The sequence below is a fragment of the Rhodococcus sp. PSBB066 genome, assembly GCF_017068255.1.
GTDB lineage: Bacteria > Actinomycetota > Actinomycetes > Mycobacteriales > Mycobacteriaceae > Rhodococcus > Rhodococcus aetherivorans.
This window is the reverse complement of sequence record NZ_CP070859.1, coordinates 3,466,301-3,487,001: the sequence shown is the minus strand read 5'-3', so window position 1 is coordinate 3,487,001 and position 20,701 is coordinate 3,466,301. Positions and strand designations below refer to the sequence as shown.

General features: G+C 69.0%; 18 protein-coding genes and 1 tRNA gene. 12 read left to right on the top strand and 7 right to left on the bottom strand.

Translation table 11 applies throughout. From position 1 onward, the window contains the following. Positions 1–22 precede the first annotated feature (22 nt). Genes JYA75_RS15985 through JYA75_RS15970 form a run of 4 tightly spaced genes read left to right on the top strand, consistent with a single transcriptional unit; the run spans position 23 to position 2,432 of the window. Positions 23–724 carry an HAD hydrolase-like protein gene (locus JYA75_RS15985; protein ID WP_006947703.1) on the top strand — a complete coding sequence of 234 codons (702 nt, stop codon included), beginning with the start codon at positions 23–25 and terminating at the stop codon, positions 722–724. Beyond that, positions 714–1,181, top strand: coding sequence for a low molecular weight protein-tyrosine-phosphatase (locus JYA75_RS15980; protein WP_029544276.1), 468 nt, complete (start codon positions 714–716; stop codon positions 1,179–1,181). Before JYA75_RS15985 ends, JYA75_RS15980 begins: the two co-directional genes overlap by 11 nt. A gap of 28 nt (positions 1,182–1,209) precedes the next feature. Then, positions 1,210–2,049, top strand: coding sequence for an SURF1 family protein (locus JYA75_RS15975; RefSeq protein WP_185712803.1), 840 nt, complete (start codon positions 1,210–1,212; stop codon positions 2,047–2,049). A gap of 23 nt (positions 2,050–2,072) precedes the next feature. Beyond that, positions 2,073–2,432: a DUF5655 domain-containing protein gene (locus tag JYA75_RS15970; protein ID WP_006947692.1), complete on the top strand. Its 360-nt coding sequence runs from the start codon at positions 2,073–2,075 to the stop codon at positions 2,430–2,432. 33 nt (positions 2,433–2,465) lie between these two features. Here JYA75_RS15970 and JYA75_RS15965 read toward each other — a convergent pair whose 3' ends face one another. Both JYA75_RS15965 and JYA75_RS15960 read right to left on the bottom strand, forming a co-directional pair. Beyond that, on the bottom strand, positions 2,466–4,304 hold the full coding sequence (locus JYA75_RS15965; RefSeq protein ID WP_006947691.1) for a long-chain fatty acid--CoA ligase: 1,839 nt from the start codon (positions 4,302–4,304) through the stop codon (positions 2,466–2,468). Between the two features lie 64 nt (positions 4,305–4,368). Beyond that, positions 4,369–6,039 (bottom strand): MFS transporter, encoded by a 1,671-nt coding sequence (locus JYA75_RS15960; protein ID WP_006947690.1) that lies wholly within the window; start codon positions 6,037–6,039, stop codon positions 4,369–4,371. A 505-nt stretch (positions 6,040–6,544) separates the two neighbouring features. On the opposite strand from JYA75_RS15960, the gene JYA75_RS28835 reads away from it, so the two are divergent. The 4 genes from JYA75_RS28835 to JYA75_RS15945 all read left to right on the top strand — a co-directional run bounded on the left by JYA75_RS28835 (position 6,545) and on the right by JYA75_RS15945 (position 8,261). After that, the gene (locus tag JYA75_RS28835) at positions 6,545–6,856 is read left to right on the top strand and encodes a hypothetical protein (RefSeq protein WP_006947688.1); all 312 of its coding nucleotides are present in this window, start codon (positions 6,545–6,547) and stop codon (positions 6,854–6,856) included. Beyond that, positions 6,793–7,152: a hypothetical protein gene (locus JYA75_RS28830; protein WP_232334195.1), complete on the top strand. Its 360-nt coding sequence runs from the start codon at positions 6,793–6,795 to the stop codon at positions 7,150–7,152. Before JYA75_RS28835 ends, JYA75_RS28830 begins: the two co-directional genes overlap by 64 nt. A gap of 61 nt (positions 7,153–7,213) precedes the next feature. Continuing rightward, positions 7,214–7,426 carry a hypothetical protein gene (locus JYA75_RS15950; RefSeq protein ID WP_231772735.1) on the top strand — a complete coding sequence of 71 codons (213 nt, stop codon included), beginning with the start codon at positions 7,214–7,216 and terminating at the stop codon, positions 7,424–7,426. Positions 7,427–7,667: 241 nt separating this feature from the next. Beyond that, positions 7,668–8,261, top strand: a complete 594-nt coding sequence (locus tag JYA75_RS15945; protein ID WP_185713552.1) for a hypothetical protein — start codon at positions 7,668–7,670, stop codon at positions 8,259–8,261. A 522-nt stretch (positions 8,262–8,783) separates the two neighbouring features. On the opposite strand, the gene JYA75_RS15940 is transcribed toward JYA75_RS15945, so the two are convergent. Beyond that, positions 8,784–9,593: a hypothetical protein gene (locus JYA75_RS15940; protein ID WP_006947676.1), complete on the bottom strand. Its 810-nt coding sequence runs from the start codon at positions 9,591–9,593 to the stop codon at positions 8,784–8,786. A gap of 979 nt (positions 9,594–10,572) precedes the next feature. On the opposite strand from JYA75_RS15940, the gene JYA75_RS15935 reads away from it, so the two are divergent. Continuing rightward, positions 10,573–12,003, top strand: coding sequence for a DUF1254 domain-containing protein (locus JYA75_RS15935; RefSeq protein ID WP_050035387.1), 1,431 nt, complete (start codon positions 10,573–10,575; stop codon positions 12,001–12,003). 56 nt (positions 12,004–12,059) lie between these two features. On the opposite strand, the gene JYA75_RS15930 is transcribed toward JYA75_RS15935, so the two are convergent. The 4 genes from JYA75_RS15930 to JYA75_RS15915 all read right to left on the bottom strand — a co-directional run bounded on the left by JYA75_RS15930 (position 12,060) and on the right by JYA75_RS15915 (position 15,017). Next, positions 12,060–13,769, bottom strand: coding sequence for a SulP family inorganic anion transporter (locus JYA75_RS15930; RefSeq protein WP_082120253.1), 1,710 nt, complete (start codon positions 13,767–13,769; stop codon positions 12,060–12,062). Between the two features lie 205 nt (positions 13,770–13,974). Next, positions 13,975–14,049, bottom strand: a tRNA-Val gene (locus JYA75_RS15925). A gap of 34 nt (positions 14,050–14,083) precedes the next feature. Then, complete coding sequence (locus JYA75_RS15920; protein WP_006947670.1) at positions 14,084–14,548, bottom strand: peroxiredoxin; 465 nt, start codon at positions 14,546–14,548, stop codon at positions 14,084–14,086. 46 nt (positions 14,549–14,594) lie between these two features. Beyond that, positions 14,595–15,017, bottom strand: coding sequence for a DUF3052 domain-containing protein (locus tag JYA75_RS15915; RefSeq protein WP_006947669.1), 423 nt, complete (start codon positions 15,015–15,017; stop codon positions 14,595–14,597). 356 nt (positions 15,018–15,373) lie between these two features. On the opposite strand from JYA75_RS15915, the gene aceE reads away from it, so the two are divergent. From aceE to JYA75_RS15900, 3 genes are all read left to right on the top strand, one after another. Next, the gene (aceE, locus tag JYA75_RS15910) at positions 15,374–18,226 is read left to right on the top strand and encodes a pyruvate dehydrogenase (acetyl-transferring), homodimeric type (protein ID WP_043800888.1); all 2,853 of its coding nucleotides are present in this window, start codon (positions 15,374–15,376) and stop codon (positions 18,224–18,226) included. Between the two features lie 105 nt (positions 18,227–18,331). After that, positions 18,332–19,582: a helix-turn-helix domain-containing protein gene (locus tag JYA75_RS15905; protein WP_029544296.1), complete on the top strand. Its 1,251-nt coding sequence runs from the start codon at positions 18,332–18,334 to the stop codon at positions 19,580–19,582. 128 nt (positions 19,583–19,710) lie between these two features. Beyond that, positions 19,711–20,628 (top strand): ACP S-malonyltransferase, encoded by a 918-nt coding sequence (locus JYA75_RS15900; protein WP_029544298.1) that lies wholly within the window; start codon positions 19,711–19,713, stop codon positions 20,626–20,628. Positions 20,629–20,701: the final 73 nt, after the last annotated feature.

The following is a 20,701-nucleotide window of genomic DNA, read 5'->3' as shown; positions in this document are numbered from 1 at the left end:
CGGGAGCCGGGACAATGGGGACGTGACGACTCTCGCCGACCTGCATCCACTGCTGCTGCCCGCACCCGTCGTGCTGTTCGACCTCGACGGCACCCTCACGGACTCGGCGGCGGGCGTGCTCGACGGGTTCCGGCATGCGCTCGCCACGGTGGGCGTTCCGGAACCGGCGCACGACGAGCCACAGCGGGTCCTCGGTCCGCCGATGATCGACACACTGCGCGGGCTCGGTCTCGACGAACAGCAGGTGGATCGGGCGCTGACCGCGTACGTCGAGCGCTACGACGCGCGCGGCTGGGCGGAGAACTCCGTGTTCGACGGGGTGGCGGCGATGCTCGAGCGGGTGCGCGACGCCGGGAGCCGGCTCGCCGTCGCGACGTCGAAGAACCAGGGCTTCGCCGTCCGCATCCTCGAGCACTTCGGGCTGGCCGCCCACTTCGAGTTCATCGGCGGCGCGAGCGACGACGGGAGCCGGCGGGCGAAGTCGGACGTGATCGCGCACAGTCTGGCCTCGCTCGGGGTGGACCCGGTCGCCGCGGAGGACGGCGGCACCGCGGGCGTGGTCATGGTCGGCGACCGCGAGCACGACGTGACGGGCGCGGCGCGGTGGGGTATTCCGACGGTGTTCGTCGAGTGGGGGTACGGCGCCGACGACGAGGCGGCCGTCGCCCACCGGTCCACGGCGAGCGTCGACGAACTGACGAGGGTGCTGACCGGTGACCGCTGAGCGCCTGCACGTGACGTTCGTGTGCACCGGCAACATCTGCCGGTCGCCGATGGCCGAGAAGATCTTCGCCGAGCACCTCCGCCGGGCCGGTCTCGCCGAGCGCGTGCGGGTCACCAGCGCCGGCACCGGCGACTGGCACGCCGGCGAGGACGCGGATCCACGCACCACGGACCTGTTGCGGCGGCACGGCTACCCGACCGGGCACTGCGCCCGGCGCGTGACCGACGAGCAGCTCGCCGCCGATCTGGTGGTCGCACTGGACGCCGGCCACGACCGGGTGCTCGCGCAGCTCGGGGTGCCCGCCGAGCGCCGGGTGCTGCTGCGCAGCTTCGACCCGGACGCCGAGGGCGAGTCGGTACCGGATCCGTACTACGGCGACCGGCACGAGTTCGAACTGGTCCGGCGGCAGATCGAGGCGGCAATCCCGGGCCTGCTCGACTGGGTGCGACGGCAATGAGGCCCGCGTCACCGGTTACCGTGGTTACGTGCGACGACTGACGTTCCTGCTCCGCCCAAGCTGGCTGGTGCTGGCCCTGGTGGTGGGCGGCTTCGCCTACGCGTGCTTCACCGTGCTCGCGCCGTGGCAGCTCGGCAAGAACACCACCACCGAGGAGCGCAACGACCGGATCACCGCCTCGCTGGCCACGGACCCCGTGCCGGTGGAGGAGCTGCTGACCGGTCCCGCGCCGGCACCGGAGGACGAGTGGCGGCGCGTCGTCGCGACCGGCTCCTACCTCCCGGATTCGGACCTGCTGGTGCGGTTGCGCAGCGTCGAGTCCTCCCCCGCCTACGAGGTGCTCACGCCGTTCCGGCTCGCCGACGGCCGCACCGTCCTGGTGAACCGTGGATACGTGCGCCCGGAGCGGGGCACCGAGATCCCCGGGTTCGCCCCGGCACCGGCCGGTCCGGTGACCGTCGACGCCCGCCTGCGGATGTCCGAGGGGACCGCCGAGGGCAAGACCCCGTTCCGCGACGCCGGCCACACCCAGGTCTACTCGATCGACCCTGCGCAGATCGCGGCGTTCACCGGCCTGGAGCTGACGGGCGGATACCTGCAGCTGTCCGAGAACCAGGCCGGGGGGCTGGGCACGATCCCGTTGCCGCAGCTCGACGCCGGCCCCTACCTGTCGTACGGGCTGCAGTGGGTGGCGTTCGGGATCATGGCGCCGCTGGGCCTGGGGTACTTCGTATGGGCGGAGCTGCGCGAGCGCCGCAAGCGGAAGGACCCGGCGCCGGCCGCCGCCCCCGAGGCCGAACCGGTGCCCGCTCCGGTGGAGCGCAGCACCGAAGACAAGCTCGCCGACCGTTACGGCCGGTCCCGTTGAGCCACCCAGGCGAGGAGCCCGCGATGCACGCGACGATCGACGACTACCTGGCCGACAAGGATGCCGCCGCCGTCGACATGTTCTGCCGGCTCCGCACGCTCGTGCTGGGCCTCGGCGACGACGTCGAGGAGCAGGTCCGCACCGCCGAGGTGCGGTGGGGGCGCGGTCGCGTGTTCGCGGCGGCATTCGTCTATTCGTCGCGGCTCGAGATCGCGATCGACCTGCCGCGGCGGGTCCATCACCCGCAGCTGCGGGAGGCCTTTCCGACCACCGGAAAGGTGACGACCCACCGGTTGAGCATCGCCACCCCGGATCAGCTCGACGACGGCGTCGTCGCGTTGCTGGCGGAGGCGTACGCCACGGTCGGCGCAAGCACCCGATAGCAGGTTCCGCAGGGCGGTGAGCCGCGACGGGCGTCAGACGTAGAGCTGCTCGATCCGGTCGGCGAAATTGTCGACCACCAGCTTGCGGCGCAGCTTCATGCTGGGCGTCAGATCCCCCGCCTCGATGGACAGCTCCCGGTCGAGGACCGTGAACTTCTTGATCTGCTCCCAGCGGTTGAGCCGGTCGTTGAGCCGGTCGATGCAGCCGGCGATCAGCTCGCGGGTCCGCTCGTCCCGGGCGATCTCACCGAACTCCCTGCCGGCCATGCCGTTCTTGTCCGCCCACTCCGTGATCGCCTCGGCATCGAGACCGACGAGGGCGACGCAGTAGGGCCGGCTCTCGCCGTACACGACGATCTCGCTGGCATAGGGGCAGATGCCCTTGAAGGTGGCGGAGATCGCGGACGGCGCGACGTACTTGCCCTGGCTGGTCTTGAACAGATCCTTCTTGCGGTCCGTGATCCGCAGGAACCCGTCGGCGTCGAGTTCCCCGATGTCGCCGGTGTGGAACCAGCCGTCGGGTTCGAGGGCCTCTGCGGTGGCATCGGGCCGCTCGTGGTAGCCGTCCATGACGCCCGGCCCGCGCAGCAGTACCTCCCCGTCGCCGGCGATCCGCACCTCCGTGCCCGGGAAGGGCCAGCCGACGGTGCCGAGCCGGTACGCGTACGGGCGGTTGATGAACGACGCGGCGGACGTCTCGGTCAGGCCGTACCCCTCGAGGATGATGATGCCGGCGGCGTCGAACCACTGCGCCACGGCACGGTCGAGCGGGGCCGCCGCCGAGACGAAGAACCGCAGGCGACCGCCGAAACGCTCCTTGATGGTGGAGAACACGAGACGGTCGGCGAGCCGGTACCGGAGCCGGTCGAGGCGAGAGGGTGCGCGGTCCTCCTGCCGGGCCTGCGAGACACGCAGTCCGACGCCGAGGGCCCAGTCGAAGATCTTCTTCTTCGCCCCGCCCTCCTCGGCGATCATCGCTTCGATGCGGGCGTGTGCCTTCTCGAAGATGCGCGGCGCCGCGCCCATGAAGGTGGGATGCACGACGGCGAGGTTCTCGACGATCTTCTCCACGCGGCCGTCGATCACGGTGGTGAAACCGATCTGCAGGGGCAGCGCCAGCATGACCTTGCCGAAGGCGTGCGACAGCGGCAGCCAGAGGAAGTTCAGATCGTCGGGTCCCAGGATGTTCACCGCGTCGACGGCCGCAGCCGTGTACGTCCACCCCGAATGCGGCAGCAGCACGCCCTTCGGCTTCCCGGTGGTGCCGGAGGTGTACATGATGCTGGCCAACTGTTCGGGCCGGATCGCGTCGACCCGGTCGGCGACGACGCGGGGCGACTCGGCGAGCAGTTTCCGGCCCCTGTCCTCCAGGTCGGCGAGGCTGATGACCCAGTCCCCGTCGCCCTCGCCGTCGATGACCACCACGGTCCGCACCTTCGGCAGGTCGGCGCGGTGGGCGACGAGCTTGTCGACCTGGGTCCGGTCCTCCGCGATCACGACGCCGCTGCCCGAATTGGCGACGATGAAGGCGACGTCGGGGGCGTTGGTCGTGGGGTAGATCGTGGTGGTCGCGGCACCGGCGCACATCACCGCGAAGTCGGCGAGCACCCATTCGTACCGGGTCGACGACGCGACCGCGACCGGATCCTGAGGCTGGACCCCCAGGGCGATCAGGCCCGCGGCGAGCGTGTCGACCCGCTCGCCCACCTGCCTCCAGGTCACGCTCTCCCAGCCGTCACCCTTCGGATACCGGAAGGCCTCGGCCTCGGGAGTCGCCGCAACCCGGTCGACGAACAGCCGGGCCACCGACGGCGCCCGGTTGTCGAGCTTCGAAGAGTCCACCGGTTCGTCCGCCACCCGCAGCGCAGCCATGCGCCGAGTGTAGGACCGTCCCGGTCTCCGACGTGGGCGGTTGCGCAAACGAGGGCGCCCCCGGTCACCGACGCCGGGCAGGTACCCGCGGGAGTCGTAGCGCGACAACGTAGCCGACGGTCGACATGACCGCCATGGCGCCGACGGCGAAGGTCAGGGCCCGGTTCCTGGCGTCGGCGTTGATCCGCACGAGCTCGTCGGCAGCGGGACCCCCGACGCCCCGTGCCGCGAGGTTGGCACCGACCTGGTCGTCGCTCAGCGCGGTGACCTGGACCTGCTGGTCTACCGTCTGCTGGACGAGCTGCTTCTCCGCGGCGTTCAGCACGGCGCTGTCGTCCACCCCCGACTGGAACGAGGAGACCAGCGCCGTCGTCAGGAACGCACCGGCCAGTGCCACTCCGAGTGAGCTCCCGAGGTAGTTGATGCTCCGCGACAGGCCCGTCACGTCGCTCACCTCCTCCGCCGGCGGCGTCGACTGGATCAGGTCGGTCAGCGTCATCGTCATGCCCTGGCCGACACCGAGGAGGAAGAGCCCCGGCGCGAGCGCCAGGCCCGTCGCGGTCTGCCCCGTCTCGCGCGGGTCGAACATGGCGGCGACCGCGACGCAGCCCGCGATCATGAACAGGAACGACCACAGCTGGGCGGTCCGATGAGTCATTCGGCGGCCGGCGACGAGCCGGGCCGCCGCCGAGGCGGCGACGATCAGCCCCAGCGTCACGGGCAGCATGGCAAGGCCGCTCCACAGCGCGTCGAAACCCAGCGTCGTCTGCAGGAAGACCGGCACCAGGAACAGGACACCCGCGGTCACCAGCGCCTGCATCGCCAGGGTCTCCGAGCCGGCCCGCGTCGTCCGATTTCGCAGCACCGCGATCCGCACCAGCGGATCTCGACCGTTCGTGACGAGGTGGCGCTCCCACGCGGCGAACGCGACCAGGACCACCAGCCCGGCGCCGCCCAGTACGAGCACGGGCGACACCCCGCCCCGTTCGAGCACCGTGTACCCGAGCACCTCGAAGTCCTGCCGGGCCCGGACCAGGCCGTACCTGCCGGCCAGCAGCGTCCCGACGACGAGGAGCCCGAATCCGGTCGCGGACAGCACCGCTCCCAGGACGTCGAACCGGCGATCCTCCGCCGGAACGCTGCGTCGCCCCGGTTCGGCGACCCGGCGCATGAGGAGCAGCACGACAACCGTCACCACGGTTCCCATGAGGAACGACACCCGCCAGCTCAGGAAACTGGTGATCACGCCACCGACGATGGGGCCTGCCGCCGCGGCAACCCCGCCGACCGTCCCGATCGTCGACAACGCCCTCGTCCGCGTGGCGCCGGTCAGGGCGTCGGTGAGCAGGGCAAGCATGGCCGGGATCATGAGCGCCACGCCGATCCCCTGGAGCAGGGACCAGCCGACCAACATGAAGACGATACTCGGGCCGACGGCAGTGATGAGCGTGCCGAGCCCGAAGATCTGCGCGCCCAGGACGAAGGTTCGTCGGTAGCCGAGACGGCCTCCGAGCTTGCTGCTCGTGATCAGGAACGCGGCGATGACGAGGGAGTACAGCGAGATCGCCGACTGTACGGCGGTCAGAGTGGTCTGCAGATCCGCGACTATGGCCGACATGGCCACGTTCATGGCGGTCGAGTTGTAGACCATCAGGAAGTTCTGGACCGCAAGGGGGAGGAACAGGGCTCCGGCGACGCCCGGTCCCGGTGTGCCGGTCCTTCCGCCGCCGTTCACGTCGGCATGGGCGACGACCCTGATGCCGCCGCGCCCGCGCGGACACCGACTGCTGCCGCGGCCGCGGCGGACACAACGGAAAGGGCGATGCCCGGAAAAGCGGGTGCCACCCCGGCGGACGACGTTGCGGTACCACGAAGTCGCACGACGAGCCTCGATTCTGCCCGTGGCCGGTGGCATCACGACCGGCCCGTGAGTTCGACGGTACGACCTCCGGACGGCCCGACGGCGAGAATCGGCGACGTGCCTGGTTCCGCCGTTCGACGACGATCTCGCGACTCCGTTCAGTCTGGGCCACAACAGGTCCGAAGGGTCGAGCCGGGAGTGGTCGGTCAGGCGGTGTGCTGATCGGAGACACCCGGCCGGCGCTGCCGGCTCCCCGAGCGGCCATCGGCGGTACGTATCCGCGAAGGTGGAGGATAGAAGTCCCACAGACGCGTCACATCTCATCGATGCCCACTCCCGTCTGCGAAAGCGCAGACCTGTCTCAGGCAGATGGAACGTGATGGACGAGGTAAGCGGTGCGATCCGATTCCCGGCCGCGTTCACCGCGATCGAGAACCATTTCACATGGAAGCTCCAGACCGACGACGGCCGGACCGGCTTCGTCCGGATGGCCGAGGACTACGCGCGGCGACACCACACCCGGCTCGATCTGCCGGCGTTGCGCGCGTTCGCCGATCTGCGTAACGCCCGCAACGCCCACTCGCGTCTTTCGGATTCGACGATCCGCTCCGCTCGGTCCTCGAGGAGATCCGCCGGCACCACTACTCGCAGTTTCCCATCTGCGACGACCGCACCTACCGCGGTCTGCTGACCACCAACTGCATCGCACGCTGGCTCGCACACCGCCTGGCCACCGACGAGATCGTCGAAGGCGAGACCGTGGGCGCGGCACCGGAGTTCGTCGAGCCCCACGATCGAGCCATCCATCTGTCCCCCAAGACGACCGTGCCGCAGGCCCTCAAGAAGCTCTCCCCACCCGCCGACGGCGGACTCCCGCCGACCGCCTTGATCATCACGCACAGCGGCAAGCCCCACGAGAGCCCACTGTCCCTCGTCGTCGCGGACGACCTGCCGGTCCTGGTCGCCGCGATGAGCGCGGGAACATAACTGGGCACATTGCCGATACTCCTGTCGACGGCGGCAACTCGATTCCGACCGGGAGGTCCCCGTGAGACCCGGCGAAGTGCGGCTCGGCCAAGGAGTCTGGTGGGCCGAGGAATATTGGCGGGTGATGGGCGTCTACGACGACGGCAGACTGCTGCGCCTGGCGAGACCGACGCACTTCGAGGACGGCAGCTTCTCGTTCACCGAAAACGTGGTCAACGACGTACCCCGTCGAGTTCGTCTCGCCCCCCGACTCGCGTGGACCGGCTGGACATAGCAGGCGACGACAGCGCCACTCCGGGTCACGAAGAGGGAATCGTGAGATCACTCTGCCCAACGGCATCGTCATCGAGGACGACGACCCATCCGCTGCCGCGGCCGCTGCCCTCGCGGGCCTCGCACCCGTCGTTGACGATGCCGGCCCCGCCCCGAATGACGTCCCGGACGAAGAATCCGCCGGTTGCTCGGAGGACGCGGCACTCGAAGCCCTGCACATCGTGCGTGCTCGACCGAAGCCGGTGACCGCCACGTACCTCGCCAGGAGATTGGGCATCACCCCGGAGGACGCCCTGGAACGACTCGCGATGCTTGTCGTGATGGGCCGGGTCGAGCAACTGTCCGACGGCATCTACCGCCCGATCGACAACGTCAACGACGTCGACGAGAGCGAGCCTCGGGACACCGCGGCGATGAATGCCGGCACCCCGGCCGAGGAGTCCGAGACGGTGCCCTCCGCGGAACCCGACCCCTTCGATGCGATCATGACTTTCAGGCGTGAGGTGCAAGCCCTGCTACCGACCCGACGTGACCGCGAGACCTACGACCTGTTCGTCTCCCGACGCAAGCGTTTGTCGAGTGCACGTGCCGCTGCGCTGCTCGAGCTGTCCCATCGTCGGGCGATACAGGCTCGGCTCGACGACGACCGCGACCGGCAAACCTTCGAGTTGTTCGTCGAGAACGACGCCTTCCAGTCGGAGGGCACGGTCGCCGGTTCGCCCTTCATCACCCGCCGTGAGGCCGAGGACCGGCTGCAAAGACTGGTCGCGCGCGGAGTCATCGGACGCAAACCAACTGGCTACGGGACCTACAACCGCTACTACGCCATCGACTGACTTTCTCCGAGTAGGCGAACAGTGCTGGACTGCATCCTTCGGGCGCTCATAGACGGTCGGTAACAACGCCACCAGCAGCTTCTGCGACATCCCTGGTTGTCGAGGATCTGCGCCGACCGGTCCGCCGAGGAGCCCATAGCTCCCGATCACCGCGGCGAGGAATTCACTGTGCAGGTCCTGGCTCGCCGAGAACGGCTGCATGGTGCCGCCTGCGCCTGCTGCAGGGTCTCGGACTCTTCGAGCCGGTCCCGAATGTAGGTGACGACGTTGCGCACGGTCGAGTCGGGGTGGTCACCGGAGCAGGCACTGCGGGACCGGCGCATACCCGAGGGGGCGACGAACGAGCGGCACTCGTTACCCGCCGGAACGATTCGAGGATCGGGTCGGGCCGGTCGGCGCAGCGCCGGACGGCTGCCGGGCCGTGTAGTCCGTACGCTGTGCCGTCCATCCGGCCTCACTGCGGAGCGGCTGAGAGGGCGGGGAAGACCACGCGGTAGACCGACGGAACGGCACCTCCGGGCGTCAGTCGCCGGTCCCTCCGAACTCGGGAGGGGTGTCGCGGTAGGTAAAAGGTTCCAACGTCACCATTGCGCCGGTGCCTTCGTCACCGTCGACGAGTTGGGCCGCCGTGGCTCGGAATTCCACGCCGACGGTCCTCACGTACCCGTCCGCCTCCCACTGCCCGACCCTCCACCGCAAGTAGTCCCGCAGATCGTCCAAGCTCGCGAAGAACGTCACCGACTTGGGTGCGAGAACCACGCCGTCCTGCCGCCACGACTCTTCCAGGCCGTAGTAGCCGCGGGTGTGGCCGGCCCAGACCTCGTCGAGGGACACAATCAATTCACTGGGATCGCGTATCGGAACAGGACGCCATCCGTCCTTCGCGGGCTTGCCCTCGAGCACACGATCGGGTGCGCCACTGAGCGTCACGAGGGCCTGCATCTCGGCATCCGGCAGTTCGCGGAACGCCGCGGGGCCGTTGACTGCATTCGAGCTCTCCAGGGGCGTCCCCGCTTTTCGCTCGTGCACCGGGAACGCCGGCGTCAGCCAGTGGATGGGCTGCAAGTAGATTCTGCGAACGCCGGGCTCCCCAGTCAGCTTGGTGACCGTGCAGAACCCGACCACGGACTTCGAATCGGTCTGATAGGCCGCCACCACGTCCCCGGCCGTCACTTCTTCGGCGAGATGCTTGGACACCTCACCCGACAGCGTCGAGTAGTCCCCGCCCCACTCGACAGGTGCACCTCGACTGAACACGCCCCGTAGCCAGTCACCGTAATACCCGGACGGCCCGCCTTCCGCGGCGTTGCACTTGTAGAGCCAGAACCCCATCTCTACCTCTCCCGGTGACCGCAACAGACCGAAGCTGGGCCTTCCCAGTCCGGGGTAACCTCGCGAACTCCGCCTACCCGTTTCTGTGCCTTTCAAAAGCGGCGGGTCCTCGATTGGGAGAATCGGCCGCCGGTGGCTGGTGCCGCCCGCACAATCGCAACCACGGAGCTGGACGGTAATGACCTCGGAAGGCTGCGCCGAGTCGCGGACCCACTCAGTGTCCCGACGTCAGAAGCAGGTGATTTCACGCCCTGGCTTGCCGAGAACATCGACCTCCCGGCTGAGTAGCTCGAGAGGCCGTTGACGGTCGTGTCCACACAGGTCGCTGTCGGCGAATTCTGCTTCGACATCCAGGCGGAGGACGACAACGGCCGCACCGTCGTCATCGAGAAACCAACTCGAGCGAACCGATCACGGGCACCTGGGCAGAGCCTGATGTACGCAGCCGGCTTCGACGCCGCGGCCATCGTTTGGGTATCGACACGGTCGGTGAAGATCACCGAAGCGCGCTCGACTGGCTCAACGAACGCACTGACAGCTCGGTCGGCTGTTCGACGACGACCTCGAGGCGGTCGCGAGCGCCCCCTCGGAGGCGCGAGCTCGGGCGAATGTGGGCAAAAGCCCTTCCGGCGGTGAGGTACCGGACCCTGAACAGGCTGCTGGGCAGCGTGGGTTGCAGCAGCTGCTCGACGGCACCTATGACATCCCCGGCGTCGTGCGTACGCGCTACGGGGATACCCGTCACCATCCTCCAGGTCGGCCTCACCCAGGTGAGTGCGCTCCTTCCACCCAGGGCAGCGGTTCATGAATGCCACAACCGGCGACCGCGAGACCGTGACGGGTGTACCACGCCGTCCCGTGTTCCCTCGTCGATCCGGCACACAGTGAGGGCAGAGACGGCGCATCCTGAGTGGGTGGCGCGAGCCGTCGGGTCGGCGGCGGAGAATCTCGGCAAGGGCTATCGACACAGGAGGACGCGATGACCTCACATGCGAACAGCACCCCGATTCCGCCCGGCATCGAGATGCCGGACGAGGTCCGCACCCGGTTGGGCACGCTGCGGTCCTTCGACGGAGTCCCGGACGACGAGACGACCCGGACACTGTTCGACAACCTGGACTTCCAGCGGGCGGTGCAGGCGTACCTGCTGGCGCAGCATCCGGTGTCGTGGGCGGCGTGGCGCCGGGGGCTGCTGCGCTGGGGCCCGGCGAACACCACGATGGCGCTCTGGGAGGACCTGTGCCACCCGTGCACCGTCGGACCGGCGATGCACACGACCGTTGTGTACTTCTACATGTGGATCGACCTCCACGACGGACCCCTCGTCCTGGACGCCCCGCCCGACGTGTACGGCCTGATCGACGACTCGTGGGGGCGCTGGGTCGTCGACATCGGCGCGACCGGACCCGACAAGGGCCAGGGTGGCAAGTACCTGTTCCTGCCGCCTGCATACGACGGCGAGGTCCCGGACGGCTACTTCGTGGTGCGGTCCCGTAGCTACGGGATGTGCCTCGTCTCGCGCGGTTTCCGCGACGAGCACGGCGACCCGCATCCGGCCGCCGACATGATCAAGGCGAAGACCCGGGCTTACCCGCTGGCTCAGGCCGACGACCCGCCGCCGATGCGATTCGTGAACGTCTCCTTCGAGCCGTGGGTCACCATCCCGGCCGCCGACTACCAGTACTGGGAGCTGCTCAACGAGGTGGTGCAGTCCGAGCTGCCGGAGTCATCCGACCCGGTCACGCTGGGGATGTTCGCCGCCGTCGGCATCCAGCACGGCAAACCGTTCGACCCCGACGAGCGGATGCGGGCAATCCTGACCGAGGCAGCCGCGGTCGGCGACGCGACCGCCCGCGCGCTCCTTTACCGGGTCCGCCAGCCCGAGGCACGCTACTACCCGGACGGCGCCTGGCGGGTCTTCCTCTTCGCCGGTTACCAGTTCCAGGACAATGGCGCCGCGATGCTCGACACCGCCGCCGCGCTCGGCTTCATAGGGAGCGGATCGAGTCCGGCGTACCTGACGGAGATGGTCGGCGCCGGATCGCAGTATGTCACGGCGTTCGTCGACGCCACCGACGCGCACTTCGACGGCGGCAGGACCTACCGGCTGCACGTCCCGCCGAACGTGCCGGTCAACACCTTCTGGTCGATCGTCGTCTACGACACCCAGACCCGGTCGATGCTGCAGACCGACCAGGAATGGCCCACCGTTGCCAGCGACCGCGACATGATCTCGAACGCGGACGGCTCCGTCGACGTCCACTTCGGTCCCGAACGGCCGGAGGGCAGCCGCAACTGGATCCAGACCCTGCCCGGCAAGAGCTGGTTCGCGATAGTCCGGCTCTACGGTCCGCTGGAACCGTGGTTCGACAAGACATGGAGACTGCCCGACATCGAACCGCTCGCGTAGCAACCGGGAATGGTCCGCCCTGACGGCCGGTGCCTCTCCACCGGCCGTCAGGGAGGTCACGCCGACTTCTGGTCGGTGTCCGGCGGGTGGTCGAGGTTGCGACGGGCCGCGGTGACGGCCGCGTCGACGGTCGGGTGTGCGTCTGTAACGACACTGGCGATGCCGGTCGCGCTGAGCAGGTCGCGCACCTGGCCGATCTCGCCGGCGAAGAGCAGCCGAATGTGGTGGTGTTCGAGGTCGGCATACAGCCGGTCCAGCATCTCGACGGCGGTGATGTCGATTCCCGGCACAGCTGCGGTGTCGAGGACGACGGCCCGCGTGTCGTCATGGACATGGCCGCGTACGGCCGCTGCCACGTTGTCGGCGTTGGCGTAGATCAAGCCGGACTCGGGCCGCAGCACCACGATTCCGGGCTCAGTGAGCGCGTCGGGATGGCGCTGCAGGTCGACCCAGCGGCTTTTGTCCGGTGTGCGGCCCAGCTCGGCGACGTGGGGCCGAGAGGCCCGGAACAGCAGGAGCAGGACCGACACCGCGACACCGAGGAAGAGCCCGGGAAGGATGTCGAAGACCAGCACACCCACCATGGCGCTCGCCGCGGCGAGGAAGTCCGCGTACGCCGCGACGCCGTAGATCCGCCGCAGGCTCGGGGTCGCCAGGCGCGCGTACTTGCGCAGCGTCCGGAAGTCGACGAGCTTCGTGACGGCCGCGATCACCACGGCGGCGAGGGTGGCCTCCGGCAGGTTCGCGAACAGACCGGTCAGGAACAGCAGCGTCATCACCGTCAGCGCCGCCACGACGATGCCAGAGATCTGCGACACCGCCCCGGCCGAGACGTTGACCGCGGTCTTCGACAGGGACCCGTTGACGATCATCCCGGAGGACAGTCCCGCGCCGATGTTCGCTGTGCCCACCCCGAGCAGCTCCTGGTTCGGATCGATCTCGTAGTGTTCCTTGGCGGCGTAGTTCTTGGCTGCTCCGACGCCCTCGGCGAACGCCACCAGCAGGATCCCTGCCGCCGACGCGAGCAGCGTGACGTAGTCGGATCCAGGGAGGCCGGGGAGCCCGAGCGGAGGTAGCCCGCCTTCGATCCGCCCGACGATCTCCACTCCCTTGGCGTCGAGGCCGAGGACCGAGACGGCGACGATTCCCAGGACGACCGCGACCAGCGGTGCGGGCAGCCGGGGCGACACCCTGTGCAGGACCAGTACGACCGCAAGGGAGCCGGCGCCAACGGCCAACGTCCAGCCGTTCGTCCCACCCAGCGACGTGACCAGGTGCCAGGCTTTTTCGAAGAAGTCCCCCTCTCCCCTCGGGACTCCGAAGAGCTTCGGGAGCTGGCCGACGATGATCGTCAGCGCCAAGCCGACGATGAACCCCTTCAGCACCGGCTCGGAGATGAAGGAAGCCAGAAACCCCAGACGCAACAGCCCCGCGAGAATCCCGAGCGCACCAACCAGCAGCGCCAGACCGGCCGTCAGCGCTGCCGAATCGGCGTCACCGGAAATGCCGGCAACAGCAGCACCCGAAAGCGCCGCGGTGGCCGCCATCGGCCCCACCACCAGGTGCCGGGAGCTGCCGAACAGCGCGTAGAGGAGCAGCGCCGCGGGCGCGGCATACAGGCCGATCACCGGGGACACCCCGGCGATCGTGGCGTACGCGAGGGCCTCGGGCACCAGAACCGCCCACACCGTCAGGCCGGCCAGCAGGTCACGTCCCATCTGGTTGGCCCGATAGCCCTCGAACGACGTGAGCAGCGGCACCTTCACAACACGAGCACAGCAAACCCGGCCCGGCCACGACAGAGCCCAAAGACCCCGGGTGACGCCGCACGATCCCCGGCACACCGCGGCCCCGGCCTGGCCGTGTCCGCGGGTGTCAACGTAAAGGCCCTGCAGTGGATGTCGGGTGGGCAGAAGCCCCCTCGAGCGGTGAGGGACCGGCCGCTGACCAGGTCTTTCACCGCCACTCCCCTGGTGGGCGCGGAGGGTTTCGAACCCCCGACCGCTGGTGTGTAAAACCAGAGCTCTACCACTGAGCTACACGCCCGCAAATCCGACGGCTCGCGCCGCCGGACTGTGCCTCAGGACTTTAGCGCGGCCAGCGCTCGCACCCAAGCGCCCTGGTCACGGGGTTCGCCGGGCTGATTCTCCTCGGCGAACCGGATGATGCCGTCCTTGTCCACGACGAACGTGCCGCGGTTGGCGAAACCGAACTTGTCGTTGAACACGCCGTAGGCCTGGGCGACGGCGCCGTGGGGCCAGAAATCGGACAGCAGCGGGAACGTGTAGCCCTGCTCGGCGGCCCAGATCTTGTGCGTGGGCGAGGCCCCCACCGAGACGGCGATGATCGCGGTGTCGTCGTTCTCGTACGTCGGCAGGTCGTCCCGCACGGCGCACAGCTCGCCCTGGCAGACCCCGGTGAACGCCAGCGGGTAGAACACGAGCAGCACGTTCTTGTGCCCGCGGAAGCTCGACAGGGTCACTTCCTGGTTGTTCTGGTCCTTGAGTGTGAAATCGGGCGCCTCGGCACCCACCTCGATCGCCATCGCGTCGGTCGTCCTTACTTCGGTGGAGGTGAACTGAGCGGTGCGCTCAGCGCTTGGTGCGGGCGGCCTTCGGCTGCACCAGCCGGCTGCCCACCCAGTCGCCGAGGTTGGCGGTCGAGGTCTGGGTCAGGCCGGCGGTCGTGGCCGATTCGGCGATCTCGCTGGGCTCGACGTGATCCGCGCGGCCGGTCTTCGGGGTCAGCACCCAGACGACGCCCTCGTCTGCGAGCGGGCCGATCGCATCCATGAGCGCGTCGACGAGGTCCCCGTCGCTGTCGCGCCACCAGAGGAGCACCACGTCGACGACCTCGTCGGAGTCCTCGTCGAGCAGGTCCGATCCGATGGTGTCCTCGACGGCGGCCCGCAGGTCGTCGTCCGTGTCCTCATCCCAACCGAGTTCCTGAACCACCTGGTCGTGGGTGATACCGAGCTTCTGAACGTAGTTCTGGGCGTCCGCCGCGGCGACCACGGTGGTGTCCTCCTTCGGTTGGGCCGCGGGCCTGCCGCGTACCGGATGTCACGAGCGATTTTTCAAAGCGAACATCCTCGGGGGGCTCAACGCAAGCCGAATCGCAAGGAAAGTCACAACATTCTTCCGGGGACGTTACCGCGAGGAGCTCCGCACCGCCGATTCTGCCGCGCGGAGTCGAACGGTCCGGATACCCGCCTCGCGGCCGCTTCACACCCGGGGGGATGCCTCCCACCGCGCGATGGGGGAAGATGAGCAGTGCATCTCGTTCAGATGTCGATGAGTCGGCTCCCACAAGAGCCGGCCTACGGAGCGGGCGCCACACCTGCGCGCCCCACCACGATGAGGAGCAGACGTTGACAGACCTGATCCACGAGCCCGATTCCTCGACGAGCGCCGCCACACAAGGCGCCTCGGAAGCGGGATCCTCGCCGAACACCAGCGGGGCCTCCGACGGCCGCGTGCGGGTCATCCGCGAGGGCGTGGCCTCCTACCTGCCGGACATAGACCCGGCCGAGACCACGGAGTGGCTCGAGTCCTTCGACGGGCTGCTCGAGTCCGCCGGTCCTGCGCGTGCCCGGTACCTGATGCTGCGCCTGCTCGAGCGTGCCGGCGAGCGGCACGTCTCGATCCCGGCACTGACCTCGACCGACTACGTGAACACCATCCCGACCGAGAACGAGCCGTGGTTCCCCGGCGACGAGGAGGTCGAGCGTCGCTACCGTGCCTTCATCCGGTGGAACGCCGCGATCATGGTGCACCGCGCGCAGCGCCCCGGCATCGGCGTCGGCGGCCACATCTCCACCTACGCCTCCTCCGCGGCGCTGTACGAGGTGGGCTTCAACCACTTCTTCCGCGGCAAGGACCACCCCGGCGGCGGCGACCAGATCTTCATCCAGGGTCACGCCTCCCCCGGCGTCTATGCCCGCGCCTACCTCGAGGGGCGCATCCCGGCCGAGCAGCTCGACGGGTTCCGCCAGGAGGCCAGCCACGCCGACCAGGGCGGCGGCCTGCCGTCCTACCCGCATCCGCGGTTGCTGCCCGACTTCTGGGAGTTCCCGACGGTGTCGATGGGCCTGGGCCCGATGAACGCGATCTACCAGGCGCGGTTCAACCACTACCTGAACGACCGCGGCCTGAAGGACACCTCCGACCAGCATGTGTGGGCGTTCCTCGGCGACGGCGAGATGGACGAGCCGGAGTCGCGGGGTCTCGCGCACGTCGCGGCGACCGAGGGTCTGGACAACCTCACGTTCGTGGTGAACTGCAACCTGCAGCGCCTCGACGGTCCGGTCCGCGGCAACGGCAAGATCATCCAGGAACTGGAATCGTTCTTCCGCGGCGCCGGCTGGAACGTCATCAAGGTGGTGTGGGGTCGCGAGTGGGACGCCCTGCTGCACGCCGACAAGGACGGCGCGCTGGTCAACCTGATGAACGCGACGCCGGACGGCGACTACCAGACCTACAAGGCCAACGACGGCGCCTTCGTCCGCGAGCACTTCTTCGGCCGCGACCCGCGCACCAAGGAACTGGTCAAGAACCTCAGCGACCAGGAGATCTGGAACCTCAAGCGTGGCGGCCACGACTACCGCAAGATCTACGCGGCGTACGCGGCGGCGATGGCGCACAAGGGCCAGCCGACGGTGATCCTCGCGCACACGATCAAGGGGTACACCCTCGGCAAGCACTTCGAGGGCCGCAACGCCACGCACCAGATGAAGAAGCTCACGCTCGAGGACCTCAAGTACTTCCGCGACCTGCAGCGCATCCCGATCTCGGACGCCGAGCTCGAGGCGAACCCGAAGATGCCGCCGTACTACCACCCGGGCAACGACTCCCCGGAGATCCAGTACATGCTCGAGCGGCGGCGCGCGCTCGGCGGGTTCCTGCCCGAGCGCCGTACCGCCAAGGCCCCGCTGACGCTGCCCGACGACAAGGCCTACGAGGTGATCCGCAAGGGCTCCGGCAAGCAGCAGGTGGCCACCACCATGGCGCTGGTGCGCATCATGAAGGAGCTGCTGCGCGACAAGGAGATCGGTCCGCGCATCGTGCCGATCATCCCGGACGAGGCCCGCACCTTCGGTATGGACTCGTGGTTCCCGTCGCTGAAGATCTACAACCGCAACGGCCAGCTGTACACATCGGTCGACGCGGAACTGATGCTCGCCTACAAGGAGAGCGTCGTCGGGCAGATCCTGCACGAGGGCATCAACGAGGCCGGTTCCACCGCATCGTTCACCGCCGTCGGCACCTCGTACGCCACGCACGGGTTGCCGATGATCCCGCTGTACATCTTCTACTCGATGTTCGGCTTCCAGCGCACCGGCGACGGGCTGTGGGCGGCGGCCGACCAGATGGCCCGCGGTTTCGTGCTCGGCGCGACGGCCGGCCGCACCACCCTCACCGGTGAGGGCCTGCAGCACGCCGACGGGCACTCGTTGCTGCTGGCGTCCACCAACCCGGCGGTGGTGTCGTACGATCCTGCGTTCTCCTACGAGCTCGCGCACATCGTCAAGGACGGTCTGCGCCGCATGTACGGCGGCACGGAGGGTGTCGACGGGTTCGGCGGCGAGAACATCTTCTACTACATCACCCTCTACAACGAGCCGTACGTGCAGCCGGCCGAGCCGGAGAACCTCGACGTCGAGGGCCTGCTCAAGGGCATCTACCTGTACCGCCGCGGCGAGGGCTCCGGGCCGAAGGCGCAGATCCTCGCCTCCGGTGTGCTCATGCCCGAGGCGCTGCGGGCGCAGGAGATGCTCGCCGACGAATGGGGCGTGGCCGCGGACGTGTGGTCGGTGACCTCGTGGGGCGAGCTGCGCCGTGACGGCGTCGAGTGCGAGCGGCAGGCGCTGCTCGACCCGGGTGCCGACGCTCCGACGCCGTACGTGGCCAAGGTCCTCGCCGACGCCGCCGGTCCGTTCGTGGCGGTCTCGGACTGGATGCGCGCGGTACCGGACCAGATCCGGCAGTGGGTGCCGGGCGACTACACGACGCTCGGCGCCGACGGGTTCGGGTTCTCCGACACCCGCCCGGCCGCGCGCCGGTTCTTCAACATCGACGCGGAGTCGACGGTGGTCGCGGTGCTCGCCGCCCTCGGCCGGGACGGCGCGATCGATCGCTCGCAGGCGGTCGAGGCGGCCCGGCGGTACCGCATCGACGACGTGGCGGCGGCTCCGGAGCAGACCTCGGATCCCGGCGTGGCCTGATCCGACCCGCTCCGCCGCGGGCGACGGGCGTAGTTTCGTCCCATGGTCGCAGAACCCGCAGAGCCGCGTCCGAGGCGGGCACCGGGCGTCCCTACCGGGCGTCCGGTGCCGCCGGCGCGGCCGGAGCGTGATCCCCTGCCCGACGCGCTCCTGCGCCGGGTCAAGCAGTTCTCCGGGCGGCTGTCCACCGAGGCCGTCCACGCCATGCAGGAGCAGTTGCCGTTCTTCGCGGATCTCGACGCGTCGCAGCGGTCCAACGTGCAGCTGATCATCCAGACGGCGGTCGTCGACTTCCTCGAATGGGTGCGCAACCCCGACAGTGATCTGCGGTTCAGCCTGGACGCGTTCCAGGTGATCCCGCAGGATCTGGCACGCCGGCTGACGCTGCGCCAGACCGTGGACATGGTCCGCGCCGCCATGGAGTTCTTCGAGCAGTGGCTGCCCGCGCTGGCGCGCAACGAGCAACAGCTCGTCGCACTGACCGAGGCGACGCTGCGCTACGGCCGGGAACTGGGCTTCGCCGCAGCCTCGGTCTACGCCAGCGCGGCCGAGTCCCGCGGCGCCTGGGACACCCGCCTCGAGGCGCTGGTCGTCGACGCGGTGGTCCGCGGCGACACCGGTTCGGACATGCTCTCGCGCGCCGCGACGCTGAACTGGGATGCGACGGCGCCGGCCACCGTGATCATCGGCACTCCCCCGCCGAACGAGGGTGTGTCGGTCGTGACGACCGTGCACTCGATCGCGCAGCAGCACGGCCGCGCCGCGCTGGCAGTGGTGCAGGGCGAGCGGCTCGTGATGGTGGTCAGCGGGGAGCTGCACGGCAGCATCGAGGCGATGACGTTCCGCTCCGAGCTGATGCGCAGCTTTTCCGACGACCCGGTGGTGATCGGTCCCACCACGCCCACCCTCGCGTCGGCGCACGCGTCCGCGGTCGAGGCGATGGCCGGCATGGAGGCGGTGGCCGGGTGGCGAGGAGCGCCGCGGCCGGTGCATGCGGCGGAACTGCTGCCGGAGCGGGCGCTGCTCGGCGACGCGGGGGCGATCGCCGCGCTCGAGGACGACGTGGTGGCTCCGCTCACCGAGGCGGGTCCGGCGCTGGCCGACACCCTCGACGCATACCTCGACTGTGGGGGTGCTGTCGAGACCTGTGCCCGACAGCTGTTTGTTCATCCAAATACCGTCCGGTACCGGCTCAAGCGGATCACAGAAGTCACCGGCCGCGACCCCACGAATCCCCGTGATGCTTACGTGTTGCGGATAGCCGCCACCGTGGGAAGGCTGGCTCGAAGTCATAACGAATTACGAACTCCAGTCCCACCAGTCTCCCGTTTCACACTGCGCGAACCGGGCACGTAACGGGAGGCGGCGTTCCGTCGATGGTGGACGCCGACGTGCTGTTTTGTGGGAACCCTACAAAACAGCAAGCGAGAGTTCATCCCTACCGACATCTCGCAAGGCCCTGTCCAGGGTGTTCTCTGATCATCGTGATTTCGCTGCTCGCCCCCGGTCAGGGCTCCCAGACACCCGGCATGCTCGCCTCCTGGTTGGAGCAGCCCGGCGCCCGCGATCGCATCCAGCTGTGGTCGAAGGCCTCGGGCCTCGACCTCGAACGCCTCGGCACCACCGCGACGGCCGAGGAGATCACCGACACGGCGGTGACCCAGCCGCTGGTCGTCGCGACGGCACTGCTGGCCTACGAGGAACTCGAGGCCCGCAACCTCGTCCCGGACGACACGATCGTCGCCGGCCATTCGGTCGGCGAGCTCGCGGCCGCGGCAATCGCCGGGGTCATCAGCGCGGACGAGGCGGTCATGCTCGCCGCCGTCCGCGGTGCCGAGATGGCCCGGGCGTGCGCGATCGAGCCGACCGGGATGTCGGCCGTGCTCGGCGGCAACGAAGAGGACGTGCTCGCCCGGCTGGCCGAACTCGACCTGACGCCGGCCAACATCAACGCGGCCGGCCAGATCGTCGCCGCCGGTCGCCTCACGGCACTCGAGGAGCTCGCGGCGAACGCTCCGGAGAAGGCCCGGATCCGGCCCCTGCCGGTCGCCGGCGCCTTCCACACCGTATTCATGGCCCCGGCCCAGGAAGCCGTCGCCGAGGCCGCGGCGAAGATCGTGCCCAGCGATCCGACCCGCACGCTGCTGTCCAACTCCGACGGGGCACCTGTCACATCCGGAGCGGACGCGCTGACCAAGCTTGCCGCGCAGGTCACCCGACCGGTGCGCTGGGACCTGTGCACCGCGACCCTGCGCGCGGCCGAGGTCTCGGCGGTCGTGGAGCTTCCCCCGGCCGGCACCCTGGTCGGCATCGCCAAGCGGGAGATGCGCGGCACGCCGACCACGGCACTCAAGACCCCTGAGGAGATCTCAGCGCTGGCCGAATCGCTCCGCGTCGGCTAGTTTGCTGCGCGCGCGTCGCGCAGTACGGGACCTGCCCTCGACGGGCACCCGGAATCCGGGCGGAATCCGCCAC